A 15,076-nucleotide genomic window follows, 5' to 3' on the forward strand; every position below is an offset into this window, starting at 1 on the left:
TTGATCAACAGCCGACTAAATTAGTTAGCTTCATTAAATTGTTGCGTGGTCTTAAGTTCAAATTCAGTTGGTTTAGCAGCCGTCATTAATTCTGGCGTCAATTCCACTCGCGTAATCGTCTGGTCAGCATAAGGTTGAATATAGAATGCTGGTTCGTTCATGCTCATGTAGGCGCGATACTGCGTGTAATCTGGCGTCCCGTTAGCTTGCATCTTCACGCCCTTAGGAATTTCTACCGAGTTCAGCATGTGCGAAAGCGCGTTGACGGCTTCAGCGTCCGTATCGACGGCATCCGTGTGTTGCCGCATGAAGACGGTCCGGACGAAGCGTGCAACCGAAGTATAATCGCCAGGCATACCCAGTGCACCGGTACCAGGTCCAAATGGATTGACTTCCAGTTCACCGTATTGACGGCTTGGGTGTGGTTCAGGCTGCAAGTTGACATAGTTGCTCAGGTTCTTTAAGTGCCAGTTGAAATCGGGAGTGTTAGTCATGACACCGACTGGGTTTTCCATGTAGTGCACACCGTCATTTCAAGTTCTAGCACGTACGTTGCGCCACTCTTATCACTGATGATCCAGTGTAATGGCACCACGATGTTGAGCAGCGGTGCCGCAGCTTCCATCACGTTTAAGCTTGCCAACCGGTCGCCTAGTTCTGCGGCGCTCTTGACATTCCCCAAAATCCACATCAAAACTTCGTGTGGGGCGAGGTTCAGCTTATCGGCTTTCGCCTGTTGTGCAAAGTGAGCCTGGCCTGAGAAATACAATGCGGCCGCACTTACGCCGTGTTCATTGACCCCGTCCACGAAGACGTAGCCGTTCAAATTACGGCCGGTCCCGACAAAGCTGTAGGGCGCGTCAAACCCATCGGCGTTCGTGACACTGCTAAAGTGGTGGTTGCGAGGAATGGCGACTGGCCGACCACCAAGTTCAAAAGCAAAGTCCATGGTGCGTGCTAAAAATTGATCACCCGCCGTGGTTTGAATCGTTAAACTAGTACACATAGGTTTCACATCCTTGATTTAAATACTATCATTTTAGCATCTTAAACCCAGCGAAACACGTATTTGCACGAATTAATTTACGGTCATCAGTTTATTTCAATCACGCAACCGCAACGTCATCGCATTGATGGCAACGATAATTGTACTTAAAGACATGACGACCGCGCCGACCATCGGGTTCAAAATGAAGCCGAGTGGTGCTAAGATTCCGGCTGCTAACGGGATAGTGATGACGTTGTATCCGGCACCCCACCATAGGTTTTGCGCCATTTTGCGGGTCGTTTGCCGGGCTAGTGCTAAGAAGTCGACGACATCATTCGGATTACTTTTGACTAACACCACGTCCGCCGAATCAATCGCAACGTCCGTCCCAGAACCAATCGCGACCCCAATATCCGCTCGCGCCAGGCTTGGTGCATCATTGACCCCATCACCAATCATCATCACGTGGCTGCCGTCAGCCTGATACTGTTGGACCAACTTAGCTTTATCTTCTGGCAAGAGACCTGCGTGGACCTCTTCAATCCCCAATTGATGCGCAACGACTTGGGCACTCTGCGGATTGTCCCCCGTTAACATGACGGGCGTGATCTGTTGGGCTTTCAAGCTCTTGATCAAATGCGCCGCTTCTGGTTTGATCTGGTCACCCTGTGCGACGTAGCCGAGGACCGCGGTATCTTGAATCAAGAAACTAACGGAGTTCCCGGCACTCGCTAAACGGTCAAAGGTTTGCTTATCGTAAGACAGATGTTGCTTGTCAAGGTAAGCGGCGGAGACGATTTGATAAGTGTGCCCGTCAATCGTCCCACTGAGTCCGACACCGGTAATCTGATGAACATCCGTGGCGGATTTAGGTGTGACTTGCTGTTCCTTAGCCGCCGCTAAGATGCCGACAGCGAGCGGATGACTGGAGCCATTTTCTAAACCGGCCATCATTGCTAAGACGGCGTCGTCAGTCAACTCATCCGTCTGACTCTGATACTCGGAAACTTTAAAATTACCGGCCGTCAGCGTCCCCGTCTTATCCATTAAGGCGTAGTTCAGCTTGTTGACTTGTTCCATTGCGTCCCGATTACGAATCAAGAGACCGTGACTCGCTGCAATCGCCGTACTACGGGCAACGACTAAGGGAATCGCCAACCCCAACGCATGCGGGCAGGCAATCACGAGGACGGTCACGGCAATCGACAAGGCTAAGGCCAGGTTGCCGACCAGTAGCCAAACGATAAAGGCCACGATGGCAACGGTCAGTGCCGCGTAGAAGAGCAGTCCCGCAACCTTATCCGCCATATTTTCTTGTGACGACTTGGCTGCTTGCGCGTCACTAACGAGCTTCATCACTTGAGCCAAATAACCGGATTCACCAGTCCCGGTGACCGTCATTTCAAACGTACCGTCACCATTGACGGAGCCACCGACAACTTGATCCTGACGCCGTTTTTCAACTAACTTTGCTTCACCAGTAACCATTGCTTCATTGACACTCGTCGCGCCACTCTCAACCGTCCCGTCTGCGGGAATCTGTTCACCCGCTCGAACTTGAACGCGGTCACCTTCGACTAAGTCCGCAATCGGCACGTCTTTTACTTGGCCATCCACCAACTTATGCGCGGTACTTGGAAGCAACTTCGCCAGTTTATCCACGGCCGAACCAGCGTTCATGACCGTGTTCATTTCGATCCAATGGCCCAACAACATAATGACGATCAACGTGGCGAGTTCCCAGAAGAAGTCCGTCACCATTGGCTTAGTGTGCAAAATATCATTCGCAATCACCGCGTAAATACTATAGATATAAGCCACGCTGATCCCCATCGTAATCAGGGTCATCATCGCTGGCTTCCGGTTTTTAAGTTCAGCTTTGGCGCCACTAAAGAACGGCTGCCCACCATAAATGAACAAAATCGTTCCTAAAATTGCGACCAGATAATCGGACCACGGTTGAAAGACGACTTGAAACGGCAACTGCATCCCCATCATCGGACTCATCACAACAATTGGAATCGTCAAAATCAGCGACACCCAAAACTTCAACTTTAAGTTGCCCATGTGCATCATCTCGCCATTGCCCATATCCATGTCACCCATATCATGGCTATCATGATGCTGCATGTGTTGCATATCCATATCCTTCATAAGTTTATCCTCCCCAATGTCGTACGTCTACATTTGTAATTTACAGTTTGAGTTTACAATTGTAGACGATAAAAGTCAAGGAAAACACTTTTTATGGTAATCAGCGGACTTAACGGAAAAAATGGGCATACTGGTGGCACAAAAAAACGGTAGCCCCCGCTGATTTAGGGACTACCGTTACTTTTTCATGATTAAAACTCGCGACTGATTGGCGTAAGAATTTTAGACTTGCCGTTGTTAGCACCGCGTCCCGGGAACGCAGTCACACTCGACCATTTCGGGCGCGTGCTCGGCTTTTTCGGCTAAGACTTTTTGTAGCGCGGCGATGTCTGTCTGGCTTAATTCAGTCTCACTGATCAAATCGGTCAACGTCTGACCGACCCGCATCTGACATAAATGGCCGAACAGTGTCTTGACGGCTTCATCCATGGATGGCTGTTCTTCAACCATCGGATAGTAAGTAAACGCCCGACCACTCTTTTCAGCCCGCAACGCGCCTTTTTTCACTAACCGGCCCAGCAATGTCTTGACCGTGGCTGTCTTCCAGCCCATCTTATCGGCCATGACTTCGGCGACTTGGCTACTGGTCACATTCCCCAATGTCCAAGCAACCCGCATGACTTCCCATTCAGCATCACTGATTTCGATTTTCGTCTGTGCTTCCAATGGTTTGACCACCTTTCTCTAATGAAGTTAATTACAGTTTACAAACGTAAACGAATAAAAGCAATTTTAAACTTCCGTCCTACTTATCATAACCCTTTTCGCACCCGATGAATAATGACCCCTATCAAATTTAAGCTTCAGGCGGTCAAAACCACCACACCATTATTATTGGGCCGCCACGAATTGGTCGAGTAGCGTCGCCAAGGTCGTCACACTCGTCGGATAATTGCCGGCGTGTTGCAACAGATAACTGGTCAGTTTACCGTGATACAGCACGGTCGTCGCCGTCTGTCCATTCGTATGTAATAAAGTTTGCCGAAACTCATTGAGTAGTTGTTGTAATCCCGCTTGTTCTGGATTGTGACTGTCCAACGTCAATGCGGCCCGACTGATTGCGTCGAGTACTTGTGCTTGTGTAATATGTGCTTGAATTGCCATGATCTTCCCTCGATATCATAATCTTCTCTGCGTTGTATCTGAAATATTGGTAGGCAAAAAGCAGTGAAACTCACCCGCCAGACACAACACATGATAATATGCATAAGTATACACCGTTATTCTAGTCAACTGGTACCATTAATCTGGTAAAAAATGTGTTATGCTACCTAATATTAACTATTTTAGTGACGGGGGTTCACGATTTGAAACCAAATTCTAAATTCTTACAACGCCTCCAATTATGGATGCGCGGTCGTTATGGGCAAAACGATACCTTGAATCGCTTTCTCAACTATTTAGCATTACTACTACTAATTATTAGCTTTTTCGTGCGCTTCAACTGGCTGGTCTTAATTGCCGTCCTGTTGATTGCGATCAGCTATTGGCGCCTGTTCTCCAAGCAAATCTATCGCCAAGTTGCCATCAACCGCGGCTTTCAGCGCATTTGGCTACCGCTGACACGTCCCTTCAGCCGCCTCAAGTATTCGCTCACCCAGCACTGGCAGTACCGGTTCTTTTACTGTTCGCAGTGCCATCAGCGAATTCGTATTCCACGCCACCACGGTCGGGTCCGCATTACTTGTCCGAAGTGCGGCCACCAGTTTGAGGCGAAGGTCTAAGTTAGACGCTGTGACTAGTTGTCCGTTTGAATACGGGCAGTCTGGAAAAATTGACATCCGACTTGGCTGAATGATAGTCAAGAACAAATGATACGCGAACGCTATGATTGTATAGCGTTCGCGTATCATTTGCGTTTATGGCGATTACTCGTGTGACTTTCAGCAATACCGGACATATCCAGCCGCTGAATGTAGAAACTTAGCGTCAATTAGATGTCAATGTTTAACGACGTCACGATGATTGACATGCGGCGCTTCAAATTTAAGCTGAAATAGCGTTATAATATGTTTAGTTTTTACTATAACGAATATTATCATCTAATTTTATCTGCGATATTCGCCCCACCTATTAGTAATAACCATAAATTGGAGGTCTCTTCATGGGATTTTGGATAATGATTTTAGCTTTTCTAGGATTTTTAGGCTTTGGCTATCTTGGCATCAAGCACTACAAAACGTCCAAGTTTGCGGCGGTGCTCGCACTAATCATCGCCCTCTGCCTGCTAGTCCTCTTCATCTATTTAGTTTGATTTGAAAAATAGTCATTAATTTTCTAGTCGCACCCAATATTTGCCCGTCCCAGCTCAACTGGTAACGGGCACAAGTATCGGGTGCGAACTGTTGTATCTTGCTACTCACTAAATTCCTAACACGGTCAATTAAAACGCTTACAAAAAAATAATTATACCTTTTCAGAAAAAATACTTACGAAAAAATTAATTATCTGGTATGCTAACCCATTGTTTAGGAAAGTGAGTGTGAAAAAGATAATGGATTCAGTTCAAAGTAACCCGCAAGCAAAACAACAAGCACGGGTTCCCGTTGCCCATCCAATGCTAGCCATGATGGGAATGTTAATTGGTGGCTTTGTTGGGATGTTCAGTGAAACGTCATTGAACATCGCCCTGCCTCAATTGATGGCTCAGCTTCATGTAACGACTGCTACTGTTCAGTGGTTAGTAACCGGATACATGCTCATGATTGGGATTGTTCTCCCACTATCTAGTTTAATTACAAAGTGGTTTACGACTCGTCAAGTGATTCTATTTGCGCTGATCGACTTTGCCGTTGGGGCAATTATTTCAGCGTCCGCACCTGGTTTTGGCGTGCTATTATTCGGTCGAATGATTCAAGGGATCGCAACTGGCTTGATTCTGCCACTAATGTTCACGGTTGCCATGCAAATCTTCCCGCCTTATAAGTTAGGTGCCGCCATGGGGATGGTCGGACTAGTTATCATGTTCGCCCCCGCGGTTGGTCCTACTTTAGCTGGGGTCGTCTTAGGGGTTGCTTCATGGCGTTGGATCTTCTGGATTTTTATTCCATTCTTGATCATCGCCTTCCTCTTTGCCGTAACGTCACTCAAAAACATCGCCCCTGTTACCCGGCCAAAGATTGATTTCTTATCGATCCTCTTATCCATGGTCGGTTTCGGGAGCCTAGTTGTTGGGGTCAGTCTGGCTAGTGATCAAGGTTGGGGCTCTGCAACTGTCTTAGGTGCGCTGGCCCTCGGGATCGTTATTCTCGCTTGGTATGCTCATCGTCAATTAACGATGGACAATCCAATTTTGAACCTTAAAACTTTCGCAATTCCTGGTTTCCGGGTTGGTGCCAGCTTAGTCATGATTGACTTTGGAATCATCCTATCTGCCATGTACTTGTTACCAATGTACATCCAAAAAGGGCTCTTGATTCCAGTTGCTTTGACTGGGGTCATCATGCTTCCTGGTGGCTTGGTAAACGCGATTGTTTCCGCCGTTTCTGGTCGGTTATATGACTCCGTCGGTGCTCGGACACCTGCAATGATCGGCTTCTTAATCTGCATGGTTGGGGCGCTGATGCTTGCGTTAACCAGCACACAAACGGCCACTTGGTACGTGATTTTAGCCCACGTCGTCTTAATGATTGGGGCACCACTTGCCATGTCACCATCGCAGACCCATGGGTTGAACTCATTGACTGGTCCAATCGCTGCGGATGGTAGTACCATCATGAACACCTTACAACAAGTCGTTGGTGCGATTTCAACTGCTCTTGCGACGAGTCTCTTAGGTATCGGCCAAGCCGCATACTACAGCAACGGCGGTCATCAAGCTGCCGGCGCGTTTGTTAACGGTGCCCACTATGGCTTCTACTTCACCTTAGTCTTAGCCTTCGTTGGTCTGTTGCTTGCAACCCGGCTCTCTAAGAAGACGGCTAAATAAGGCGCCATATTTTAAAACATGTGCTGAATGCAATGCTAAATTGCCCATTTGAAGGCACATTAAAAATAACTTCTAATCGTTTGACTAACAATTAGTAAAATCCCGTCGAATCAGCACAACACGGCTAGATTCGGCGGGATTTTTGTTCGTCATAACAATTAGGAGCTACTCCTGTTAATAAATTAATTTATCACAAAGGCCATTATTAGGAATTATAACTAGAAATAATCCTGATAAATAATTGCACTTTACTGACTTTTCCTGCACAATTAAATTGATAATGTGAGGAGTCGAATACTATTTATGGAACTTACAATTGGTTTGATTATTGGCACTAGCCTCATCTTGGCCGTTTTATGTGGCGTTCTCAGTGGACACTACTATCGTCAGCGGGCTAAAATCGCTGGGACGATTTGGGCACTGATCACACTCTTACTCGTCGGATTGGTCGCCTTCTTCGGTTGGGTCGTCTGGTTCGGCATGTAACCACCAAGTTTGTCGCTGACTGTCATATCACTAAAGGAGGAGCTATGAATCCAGAAGAAATGTTTCAACGCTATCTCAACAAATACCATGTGACTTACCAGCACCCCGAACACGGTTTAGTGATGCTGACGTCGCCAGTCTGGCCACAACACCCGGAACTTCAACGGTCCATTCAACAGGCGTTCCAAGGCTTAGATGGCGTGACCAGCATTACGATCAATAGCCCTGAACAATTAGTCATGCGCTACGATTCAGACCAACTACGCAAACTCAGTCCATTGACGTTACTCAGTTTGGAACGTCGATTGAGCAAACAATATCATCAAGCCGGCTATTAAACCGGGCTTGGCGCTGGTTTCAGCTAGTCAAAACTGATGCACCACGGTGTCTATGCGACCTTAGCCGGCACAACGAATTTTCAGGACACATGACTATGGCCGGAACTGGCACTGCAATTAAACCCGTACAAGCCCCGCAACTAATAAATACCGTCAAAAAAGGCAGTTTTCGTCTTCCCTTTCACTAGGGAATCACGAAAACTGCCTTTTAGTTCGCTTGCTTCAATTTAAAAGCTGACGGTTGCCATAATTTTGCCTTCTTTACCGGTAAAATTGATGACCTGACGTTTTAAGTTGGCCGTCCACGCCTGACACCCGGCACTCGCAAAATGCTTAACAGCGTCCGCTAGCGCCATTTCACCAGACACGTACTGCTTGGCAATTTTTTCAACGGCCGCAGCGTCTTCTTCAGGTTGAACAATACCTTCGATACCATTGGTCCGGCGTTCTACTAGGTAGCCGTTCTCACCAAAATAAGTCGTCGCACCAGTTTCAACATTGTATTGAAAATGTTGAACACCCAGGTCGGCTTCCTTCTTGGCAATCGTGGCAAAGTCAGCATGGTCACCCAAATTAGTTAACACGTCGTCAATTTCAGTTAATTTAAACATCATGACACCCCTCGTTCTAATTTCGTTTACTCCTCCATTGTAGTCCAATTAGCCTTGTTTGGCAGTCAACGGATAGCAAATTCGCATCAAACCCATGTAAATCACAGCGATGATGACCATGTCGATGAACGTGGCTCCCGTGAAAGTCGCAATCCAAGGCAGTTGTTTGAGCAACAGATAAATCACCACGCCTAAGACCCAGCAGAGGAGTGCAATCCAATTGATGCCATGATGATACCAATATTGGCCCTTAGAACTAGCTAGTTCGTTCACATCATAGTGTTGACGATGCCGCCAATAGAAGTCGACCAGCATCACACTGATCATCGGCCCGAGCACCATCCCGATGTAGTCCAAGAACGCCGTAAAAGCGTCCAAGAAACTCCCCATCACGAGTGGAATCAGCGTCACCAGCGTTGCAATGATCGTCACTGCCCATAACGCCGGTCGTAAGCGAATCCGTGGGAAAATGTTGGATAGCGCAGACCCTGCCGCCAACAGGTTGACCGCGTTGGCCGTCATACTCGTTAAGACGATGACCAGTAAGGCAAGTACGCCCAAGCCTAACCGACTCGCAATCGTGCTAGGGTCAGAGTTATTGGGATCATAAGCCCCCGAAGTAATGGCAATACTGATGGTTGCGGCGAGACCGATGAAGGCAAACCAGAACAAGCCTGTAAAAGCCCCCAAGAATGGCATACCAGTCGCGCCGCTCCGTTTGCGGGTAAACCGGGTAAAGTCAGCGCCCGCGGTGACCCATGATAAGTTAAAAGCTGCTAACGTGTCCATACCAGCGCCTGCCGTCATGTGCAAATGCGTTGGAGCGCGCCAAGTTAACAGGTCATGTATTGAGACCGTTTGAAAGACGACGACCGTCTCCCATAAGACAAACAAAATAACTAGAATAATGCCGATACGCTCAATCATTTGGACAGAGCGTTGGCCGACCGAGACACTGAGCAGGTGCAGGATACTCATGACGATAATGCCCAAAATCAAGCCTTTCGCCCCGCCAGGCTTCCCGTAAACGGGCCAACCTACTAGATCATGTAATAGGTAACTCACGGATGTTGCCGCGATAAACGTATTCACCGCGGTCCAGCCAATATACTGGGTGAGGTTCACGAATGACGGCACATAACTCCCCCGAACGCCAAAGGAACCCCGAATCAAACTCATTGTTGCCGCCCCGGTCTTGTACCCCATAAAACCGACCAACGACAAGCATAAATACGACAGCGCGGACGATGCCACAATCACTTTTAGAGCAGTCAATAACCCGCACGCGGCTAACACGCCACCAACGTACCACGTACCATTATTGGCATTAGCGCCAATCCAGGTTGCAAACATATCCCAATTGGACATGTGTCGGTGCTTAGGCGCCACCACTTCAATTTGATACTTCGACTCTTGTTGCACATCGTTCACCCTTTCTACAATGTTTTCCATTGTAGTTTTTTTAGGGACGGCTGGTCAAGTCTATTTGACCAATAATTCGTGTGCATCCTATCGTCCCATGGTGAGGGATTTTTTGGCGCAAGTTAACTCGTGTATTCTATGATTGCTGGCGCAAAAAGAGATTCAAATGAGTTTGGTACTCACTTGAATCTCCCCTCTTGATTGATAATGTGGCTAATACCCGGACACACTCAACTGCGCAGTGTGCTAGTTAGTTTATCATGAATCATGATTAAATCATGCTATTTTTCTAAGTTCAAGGGCTGCCAGCTGAGACCCGCTGGAAATAGTGCGAGTTACCGTAAACATGTAGCGGTATGCTCGTCCTAGCCGGCTTCCAGGCATTCTGGGCAATGGCCGGAACGTGGTGGACACAGATTTAAGCCGACAACCCACGTCTTAAATACTGGTCTTTCACTAACCAAGCAAAAGACGCTTGCTAAGTGAAATTTCACCACTGGGCCTTGCCCAGAATACCTTCCAGCCGGGATCCTATTCGAAAGGCGGACATTTACGGACCCAACTTTCGATGAACTGTTCGTTGATTCTTAGTGGACAGCTATTTTGATATTTAACGGTCAGACTAGTTTTTGGGAATATCGAAGTTGCCTATCCGTATTTTTAGTCCGCATCACTGAACATTGATAGAACTTTCTCTCGTTGACATAGCTGCTAAAGCCCTAGATTCACCAAAAATGGCTATTTTTATCAGCTCATCGTAAATCTGAGTTAAGCACTAATCTTCAAACGACCTTACCGGTAAATAAGCATCATCAATATTGATTCAAAAAGTTTGCTTGAAGGACCAGCCACCGAATATTCAGTGGTCAATTGCACCCAGATAAGTGGCCGTTCATCTGCCATTCGAGCGGGTTCCCGACTGTAGGGGCTGGCTGACAATGCTCAAGGGCGAAGTTCTTCTTGTCCGGGTGGTTTTCCCGGGCTAGAAGAAGACTCGTATTTGAAATTGCGCAGTGGGTTTCTGCGTGAGTTCAAATCGATGTCCGCCCTGTTCCAGCGTTGTCAGCCAGCCCCGGAGGTCGGAATAAGGCGCGCATCGGCTGACGAACAGGAATCCACCAACTGGCATGATTCATGACAGACCAAGATCATTAATTGCACAAAACCTAAAATGGCATTAAGATAATCTTAATCAACTTATTAAGGAAGTGACACTTGTGAAGGGAGCATTAACTGGTTGGCGGCGTAACCTAGCCGTACTCTGGCTTGGAACGTTTATCGCCGGCATGGGATTTTCCGAAGTTATGCCGTTCTTATCGCTATACGTCGGGCAAATGGGAGATTTTTCGAAAAATGAATTGACGATGTACAGTGGACTCACTTATGCGGTGACTTTTTTCGTAGTCGCCGTCGTTTCACCACTATGGGGCAAACTTGCTGACCGACGTGGCCGCAAAATCATGTTACTGCGCTCTTCACTTGGGATGGCGTTCGTTATTGGTGCTATGGGCTTCGTACATAATATCTGGCTACTGATCTTACTGCGCTTCCTGCAAGGGCTCTGCGCGGGCTACATTCCCAATGCCAGTGCCTTAATTGCGACAGAAACGCCCAAGGAAAACAGCGGGACGGCGATTGGGATCCTAACGACCGGCTATGTTTCTGGCAACCTGATTGGCCCGATTCTGGGTGGGGTGCTCGCGCAAGTCTTCTCGATCCGCCTGACCTTTATTATCACGGGGATTCTATTACTGATCGTCTTCGTGTTAAGCTTGACGCTCGTTCACGAGAACTTCAAGCCTAGCGATGTCACTGCTACTAAACGTGAAGACAGCCTCCTCAGTCAGTTTAAAAATCCAACCCTAATTATCACCTTACTTGTCTCAACGATGATTATTCAAATGGGTAACAACTCGATTACCCCGATTATTAGTCTGTATGTCAAAGAACTGATGCATAACGTTGGTCCAATCACGGTGGTGGCCGGTATCATCGCCGCGCTTCCCGGGATTTCAACGCTACTTTCCGCACCGCGACTCGGTCGGCTGGGTGATCACCGGGGTGCAGACCGGATTCTCGTCTTTGGCTTCGTGTTCGCCATCTTGATGTACTTCCCTCAAGGGTTCGTCTCAAGCGTCTGGACGTTGGGCCTACTGCGGTTCATGATTGGAATCTCTGATGGTGCGCTCTTCCCGACCGTTCAAACGCTCTTATCCAAGAATACGCCGCGTGAACTGACGGGAACGATCTTCAGCTGGAATCAGTCCTTCCAAGCAGCTGGCAGTATGCTGGGCTCCTTACTTGGTGGGGCCGTCTCGGGCTGGTTCGATTACAATGGCGTCTTCATCTTTACCGCCCTATCGTTACTGCTCAACTTCATCGGCGTCCTGATTTTCATTCCTAGCATGCGCCATCCGTTTGCGAAACGTTCAGTGAGTTAGTTTGTTTAAAAGCTGACACAAACTAGACGCACTGCTGGAATACCGTTTAATCGGCTAGTGGCGTCAGTTTGGGAAACTTCCGATTTAGCGATTCGACCTGATGATATTCGCTGAACTTAGCCAATTTATAATTAAAAAGCCTGGTTTCAAAATTCACCGCGTCATCACGGCATTTTGAAATCAGGCTTTATTTATCTTTTGTACCAATAATCACCGTCAAATCAGACCGGTCTTCGACTTAACGCTGTGGAACCAGCACCTAACTGAACAGCGCACCAGCTCGTCTAGAGTCAATACGCTTCTTAGGTTCGACGCCACTCAGGTTCAACGATACTAACGGCCAGGTGCCTTACAAACGATTACTTCAAGTACGTCGCCATAAACTGACTGACTTTTTGTTGATACAGCTTCGGGTGCAGCGTGTACGATTCTGCGTGACCCGCACCTGGAACGACCCATAATTGCTTATTTTTGACGGTCGTCGCACGATAGTTCTGGTAGACCATCTTGGTTGGCACAAAGGTATCCTTGGCCCCGTGAATGAAGAAAATCGGCAGCTTGTTCTTTTTCAATTGGTTGACCGAACTGGCCTTCATGAAGTTAAAATGTGCCTTGGCTTCAGCGACCCAGCTAGCCGTGTATAACAATGGGAATTTCGGCAAATGGTAGAGTTGTTTGAGTTCATAGCCCAGCTCATCGCCAACACTAGTATACCCACAGTCTTCAATGATGGCCTTCACTTGGGACGGCAGCTGCTCGCCACTCATCATCATGACCGTGGCACCACCCATCGATACCCCAAATAATCCGATACGGCTGTTCGTTCCAACACGGCGAATCACTTGTTTGGTCCATTTGACATAATCTAAGCGGTCCGGCCAGCCGAAACCATAGTAATCGCCCTGACTCTTCCCGTTACCCCGATCATCGGGGGCGAGCACGTTGTAGCCTTGGCGGTGCCATAGCCGAATATAGCTCGCCATCTGTTCCTTATTGCCCATGTAGCCGTGTGCGACCACGATGGTTTTGTTCGTTTTATGCGCAGCGGGAACGTAATCAGCGACCAGCTTCAAATTATCAGTCGCGGACGTTTCATGCCAGGTCTGCTTATTGACCCGTTTGAGCCACGCCTGATTCTGCTTCAAGGTATGCTTGCTCTTGCTTGAGCTGTGTGTCAAAACTTTGGGCGTGGGTTCAAAGGCAAAGTGGTATAAATAGAAACTCCCCCCTGCAATCCCAATCACTACCACGGTCAAAAACGCGACGAGTGCCAGCGTCCATTTTTTGCGCGTTGTCATTCTCAATTCTTCCTCTCTCATGCCATTGTTCTCTTATGCTTGTGCTAAATCTGTTAATACTTGATTCGTTAATAAATGTGACGCAACCGTCTGCGCTGCCAGTTGAATCGCGTGTGTCAGTGGGTCATTCGTCGCGATTGTCAGCGGTTGTTCCCGCAAGGCCTGTTCAAATGCTTGCCGGAACTGTTCATAACGCGGTTCAATTTGTCTAGAGTCACGTATTTGCAAGATTGCCTGACTGATAACCGGTAATGAAAAGTCCAGCTTCAAAATCGAAACGACGAGCACTGCCACCACGTGATTGCGGGTGTAACGGCGTCCCGTTGGCCGACTAAAAAAGTGTTGTTTCACATAACTATTGACCATCGTCTTCGTCACCGTCGACCCAAGTGGCGCTAGTGCGTCATTGACGAGTTCTAACAGCTGTTCCATATACACCGGAACGTCTGGCAGTTCATCCCACGCCATCAGATGGTACGTTGCTAATGCTGGTGTTGCCATTCAATATTCCTCCCTGTAACCTATTTTAATTTAGCCTATTTTAGAATTAGATTCAAGTAAACATCATCAATACATTATGTTATGTAGAATTATAATCTACTTAATATTAATATTTTATCTGACCGATGTCCATTTATTGATGACGCCGTATTGAACAAGTTATTAAGTTCAAGGGCAGCCAGCTGACGACCACCAGCTAAGCGGCGTATCCAACTAATTTTTATACCAGTTAGAACTAGCACCGACGACGACATTTGCCAAACGGGGGCTTGAAACCCGACCCGTTTTTCAGCTAAAATAGGCCTATCATTATTTCATTGTCCAGAAAGGAAATCATTATGAATAACGTTTACCTAGCTGCACCGTTTTTTGACGACGCCCAAAAGGAACGCATCCAACAGGTCAAGGCAGCCTTACTTGCCAACCCAACCATCAATCCAGATGGCATCTTCATTCCCGAAGAACACCAATTTGAGGAAGAACCTTTTGGTAGCCGCGCTTGGCAACAATACGTCTACGCTTCTGACATGCGCCAAGTTCACCGTGCAGACGTGGTCGTCGCCTTACTCGATTATGATATGACTAGTGACACGAACGAACCGGACTCTGGCACAATGTTTGAAATCGGCGCAGCGGTCGCTGACAAAGTACCCGTGCTGGTCGTCCAATTTGATGCCAAAAAAGAACTTAACCTAATGATTGCCCAAGGATTGACCGCTTATTTTGATGCTAGCAAGGATGGCTTAAAAGAACTCGCTGCTTATAATTGCGACGATTTACGCTCCAAGCCAGCACAACGGCCTGTCTTTTAGTCTTAATTAGTTGTACTTGATTCGCGCATCTAGCGCACTCAAAAAAGACATCCGTTCGAGCATTACTAGCTTGAACGGATGTCTTTTTCCATACCTA

Annotated in this window: 14 protein-coding genes and 1 pseudogene; 7 read left to right on the top strand and 8 right to left on the bottom strand. The window is 47.5% G+C overall.

From position 1 onward, the window contains the following. Positions 1-20: 20 nt before the first annotated feature. From KGF65_RS17420 to KGF65_RS09290, 4 genes and pseudogenes are all read right to left on the bottom strand, one after another. Positions 21-1,006 (bottom strand): annotated as a pseudogene (locus KGF65_RS17420) (choloylglycine hydrolase family protein). A 96-nt stretch (positions 1,007-1,102) separates the two neighbouring features. Continuing rightward, on the bottom strand, positions 1,103-3,142 hold the full coding sequence (locus tag KGF65_RS09280; RefSeq protein ID WP_105923360.1) for a heavy metal translocating P-type ATPase: 2,040 nt from the start codon (positions 3,140-3,142) through the stop codon (positions 1,103-1,105). Between the two features lie 237 nt (positions 3,143-3,379). Further along, complete coding sequence (locus KGF65_RS09285) at positions 3,380-3,808, bottom strand: CopY/TcrY family copper transport repressor (protein WP_082230207.1); 429 nt, start codon at positions 3,806-3,808, stop codon at positions 3,380-3,382. A gap of 165 nt (positions 3,809-3,973) precedes the next feature. Further along, positions 3,974-4,246, bottom strand: coding sequence for a hypothetical protein (locus tag KGF65_RS09290; RefSeq protein WP_088770527.1), 273 nt, complete (start codon positions 4,244-4,246; stop codon positions 3,974-3,976). A gap of 203 nt (positions 4,247-4,449) precedes the next feature. Here KGF65_RS09290 and KGF65_RS09295 point away from each other — a divergent pair, with 203 nt between their 5' ends. The 5 genes from KGF65_RS09295 to KGF65_RS09315 all read left to right on the top strand — a co-directional run bounded on the left by KGF65_RS09295 (position 4,450) and on the right by KGF65_RS09315 (position 7,894). Continuing rightward, positions 4,450-4,866 (top strand): zinc ribbon domain-containing protein, encoded by a 417-nt coding sequence (locus tag KGF65_RS09295; RefSeq protein ID WP_101874166.1) that lies wholly within the window; start codon positions 4,450-4,452, stop codon positions 4,864-4,866. A gap of 380 nt (positions 4,867-5,246) precedes the next feature. Beyond that, positions 5,247-5,396, top strand: coding sequence for a hypothetical protein (locus KGF65_RS09300; protein ID WP_157685985.1), 150 nt, complete (start codon positions 5,247-5,249; stop codon positions 5,394-5,396). A gap of 240 nt (positions 5,397-5,636) precedes the next feature. After that, entirely contained in the window at positions 5,637-7,070 is a 1,434-nt protein-coding gene (locus KGF65_RS09305; RefSeq protein WP_088770526.1) for a DHA2 family efflux MFS transporter permease subunit, read from the top strand. Between the two features lie 303 nt (positions 7,071-7,373). After that, positions 7,374-7,556: a hypothetical protein gene (locus tag KGF65_RS09310; RefSeq protein WP_216748089.1), complete on the top strand. Its 183-nt coding sequence runs from the start codon at positions 7,374-7,376 to the stop codon at positions 7,554-7,556. A 44-nt stretch (positions 7,557-7,600) separates the two neighbouring features. After that, a complete protein-coding gene (locus KGF65_RS09315; RefSeq protein ID WP_101874167.1) occupies positions 7,601-7,894 on the top strand; it encodes a hypothetical protein in 294 nt (97 codons plus the stop codon). Between the two features lie 227 nt (positions 7,895-8,121). Here KGF65_RS09315 and KGF65_RS09320 read toward each other — a convergent pair whose 3' ends face one another. After that, positions 8,122-8,508 carry a DUF1398 family protein gene (locus KGF65_RS09320; protein ID WP_225083454.1) on the bottom strand — a complete coding sequence of 129 codons (387 nt, stop codon included), beginning with the start codon at positions 8,506-8,508 and terminating at the stop codon, positions 8,122-8,124. A gap of 45 nt (positions 8,509-8,553) precedes the next feature. Then, entirely contained in the window at positions 8,554-9,927 is a 1,374-nt protein-coding gene (locus KGF65_RS09325) for a cytosine permease (RefSeq protein WP_216748088.1), read from the bottom strand. 1,217 nt (positions 9,928-11,144) lie between these two features. Between KGF65_RS09325 and KGF65_RS09330 the strand changes: the two genes are divergently transcribed. Beyond that, positions 11,145-12,368, top strand: coding sequence for an MFS transporter (locus KGF65_RS09330; RefSeq protein ID WP_216748087.1), 1,224 nt, complete (start codon positions 11,145-11,147; stop codon positions 12,366-12,368). 359 nt (positions 12,369-12,727) lie between these two features. Here KGF65_RS09330 and KGF65_RS09335 read toward each other — a convergent pair whose 3' ends face one another. Beyond that, a complete protein-coding gene (locus tag KGF65_RS09335; RefSeq protein WP_050338295.1) occupies positions 12,728-13,666 on the bottom strand; it encodes an alpha/beta hydrolase in 939 nt (312 codons plus the stop codon). 33 nt (positions 13,667-13,699) lie between these two features. Then, positions 13,700-14,167, bottom strand: coding sequence for a DUF1836 domain-containing protein (locus KGF65_RS09340; protein WP_216748086.1), 468 nt, complete (start codon positions 14,165-14,167; stop codon positions 13,700-13,702). Between the two features lie 338 nt (positions 14,168-14,505). On the opposite strand from KGF65_RS09340, the gene KGF65_RS09345 reads away from it, so the two are divergent. After that, positions 14,506-14,979 carry a nucleoside 2-deoxyribosyltransferase gene (locus KGF65_RS09345; RefSeq protein WP_003639967.1) on the top strand — a complete coding sequence of 158 codons (474 nt, stop codon included), beginning with the start codon at positions 14,506-14,508 and terminating at the stop codon, positions 14,977-14,979. Positions 14,980-15,076: the final 97 nt, after the last annotated feature.

Origin of the sequence: Lactiplantibacillus sp. 30.2.29 (genome assembly GCF_018991255.1) — a bacterium.
Lineage (GTDB): Bacteria > Bacillota > Bacilli > Lactobacillales > Lactobacillaceae > Lactiplantibacillus > Lactiplantibacillus pentosus.

What these genes read in the sequence shown, in the direction of transcription:
- KGF65_RS09280 (WP_105923360.1), bottom strand. Translation starts at nt 3,142, where the DNA reads ATGAAGGATATGGATATGCAACACATGCAGCATCATGATAGCCATGAT.
- KGF65_RS09290 (WP_088770527.1), bottom strand. Translation starts at nt 4,246, where the DNA reads ATGGCAATTCAAGCACATATTACACAAGCACAAGTACTCGACGCAATC.
- KGF65_RS09300 (WP_157685985.1), top strand. Translation starts at nt 5,247, where the DNA reads ATGGGATTTTGGATAATGATTTTAGCTTTTCTAGGATTTTTAGGCTTT.
- KGF65_RS09305 (WP_088770526.1), top strand. Translation starts at nt 5,637, where the DNA reads ATGGATTCAGTTCAAAGTAACCCGCAAGCAAAACAACAAGCACGGGTT.
- KGF65_RS09310 (WP_216748089.1), top strand. Translation starts at nt 7,374, where the DNA reads ATGGAACTTACAATTGGTTTGATTATTGGCACTAGCCTCATCTTGGCC.
- KGF65_RS09315 (WP_101874167.1), top strand. Translation starts at nt 7,601, where the DNA reads ATGAATCCAGAAGAAATGTTTCAACGCTATCTCAACAAATACCATGTG.
- KGF65_RS09320 (WP_225083454.1), bottom strand. Translation starts at nt 8,508, where the DNA reads ATGATGTTTAAATTAACTGAAATTGACGACGTGTTAACTAATTTGGGT.
- KGF65_RS09335 (WP_050338295.1), bottom strand. Translation starts at nt 13,666, where the DNA reads ATGACAACGCGCAAAAAATGGACGCTGGCACTCGTCGCGTTTTTGACC.
- KGF65_RS09340 (WP_216748086.1), bottom strand. Translation starts at nt 14,167, where the DNA reads ATGGCAACACCAGCATTAGCAACGTACCATCTGATGGCGTGGGATGAA.
- KGF65_RS09345 (WP_003639967.1), top strand. Translation starts at nt 14,506, where the DNA reads ATGAATAACGTTTACCTAGCTGCACCGTTTTTTGACGACGCCCAAAAG.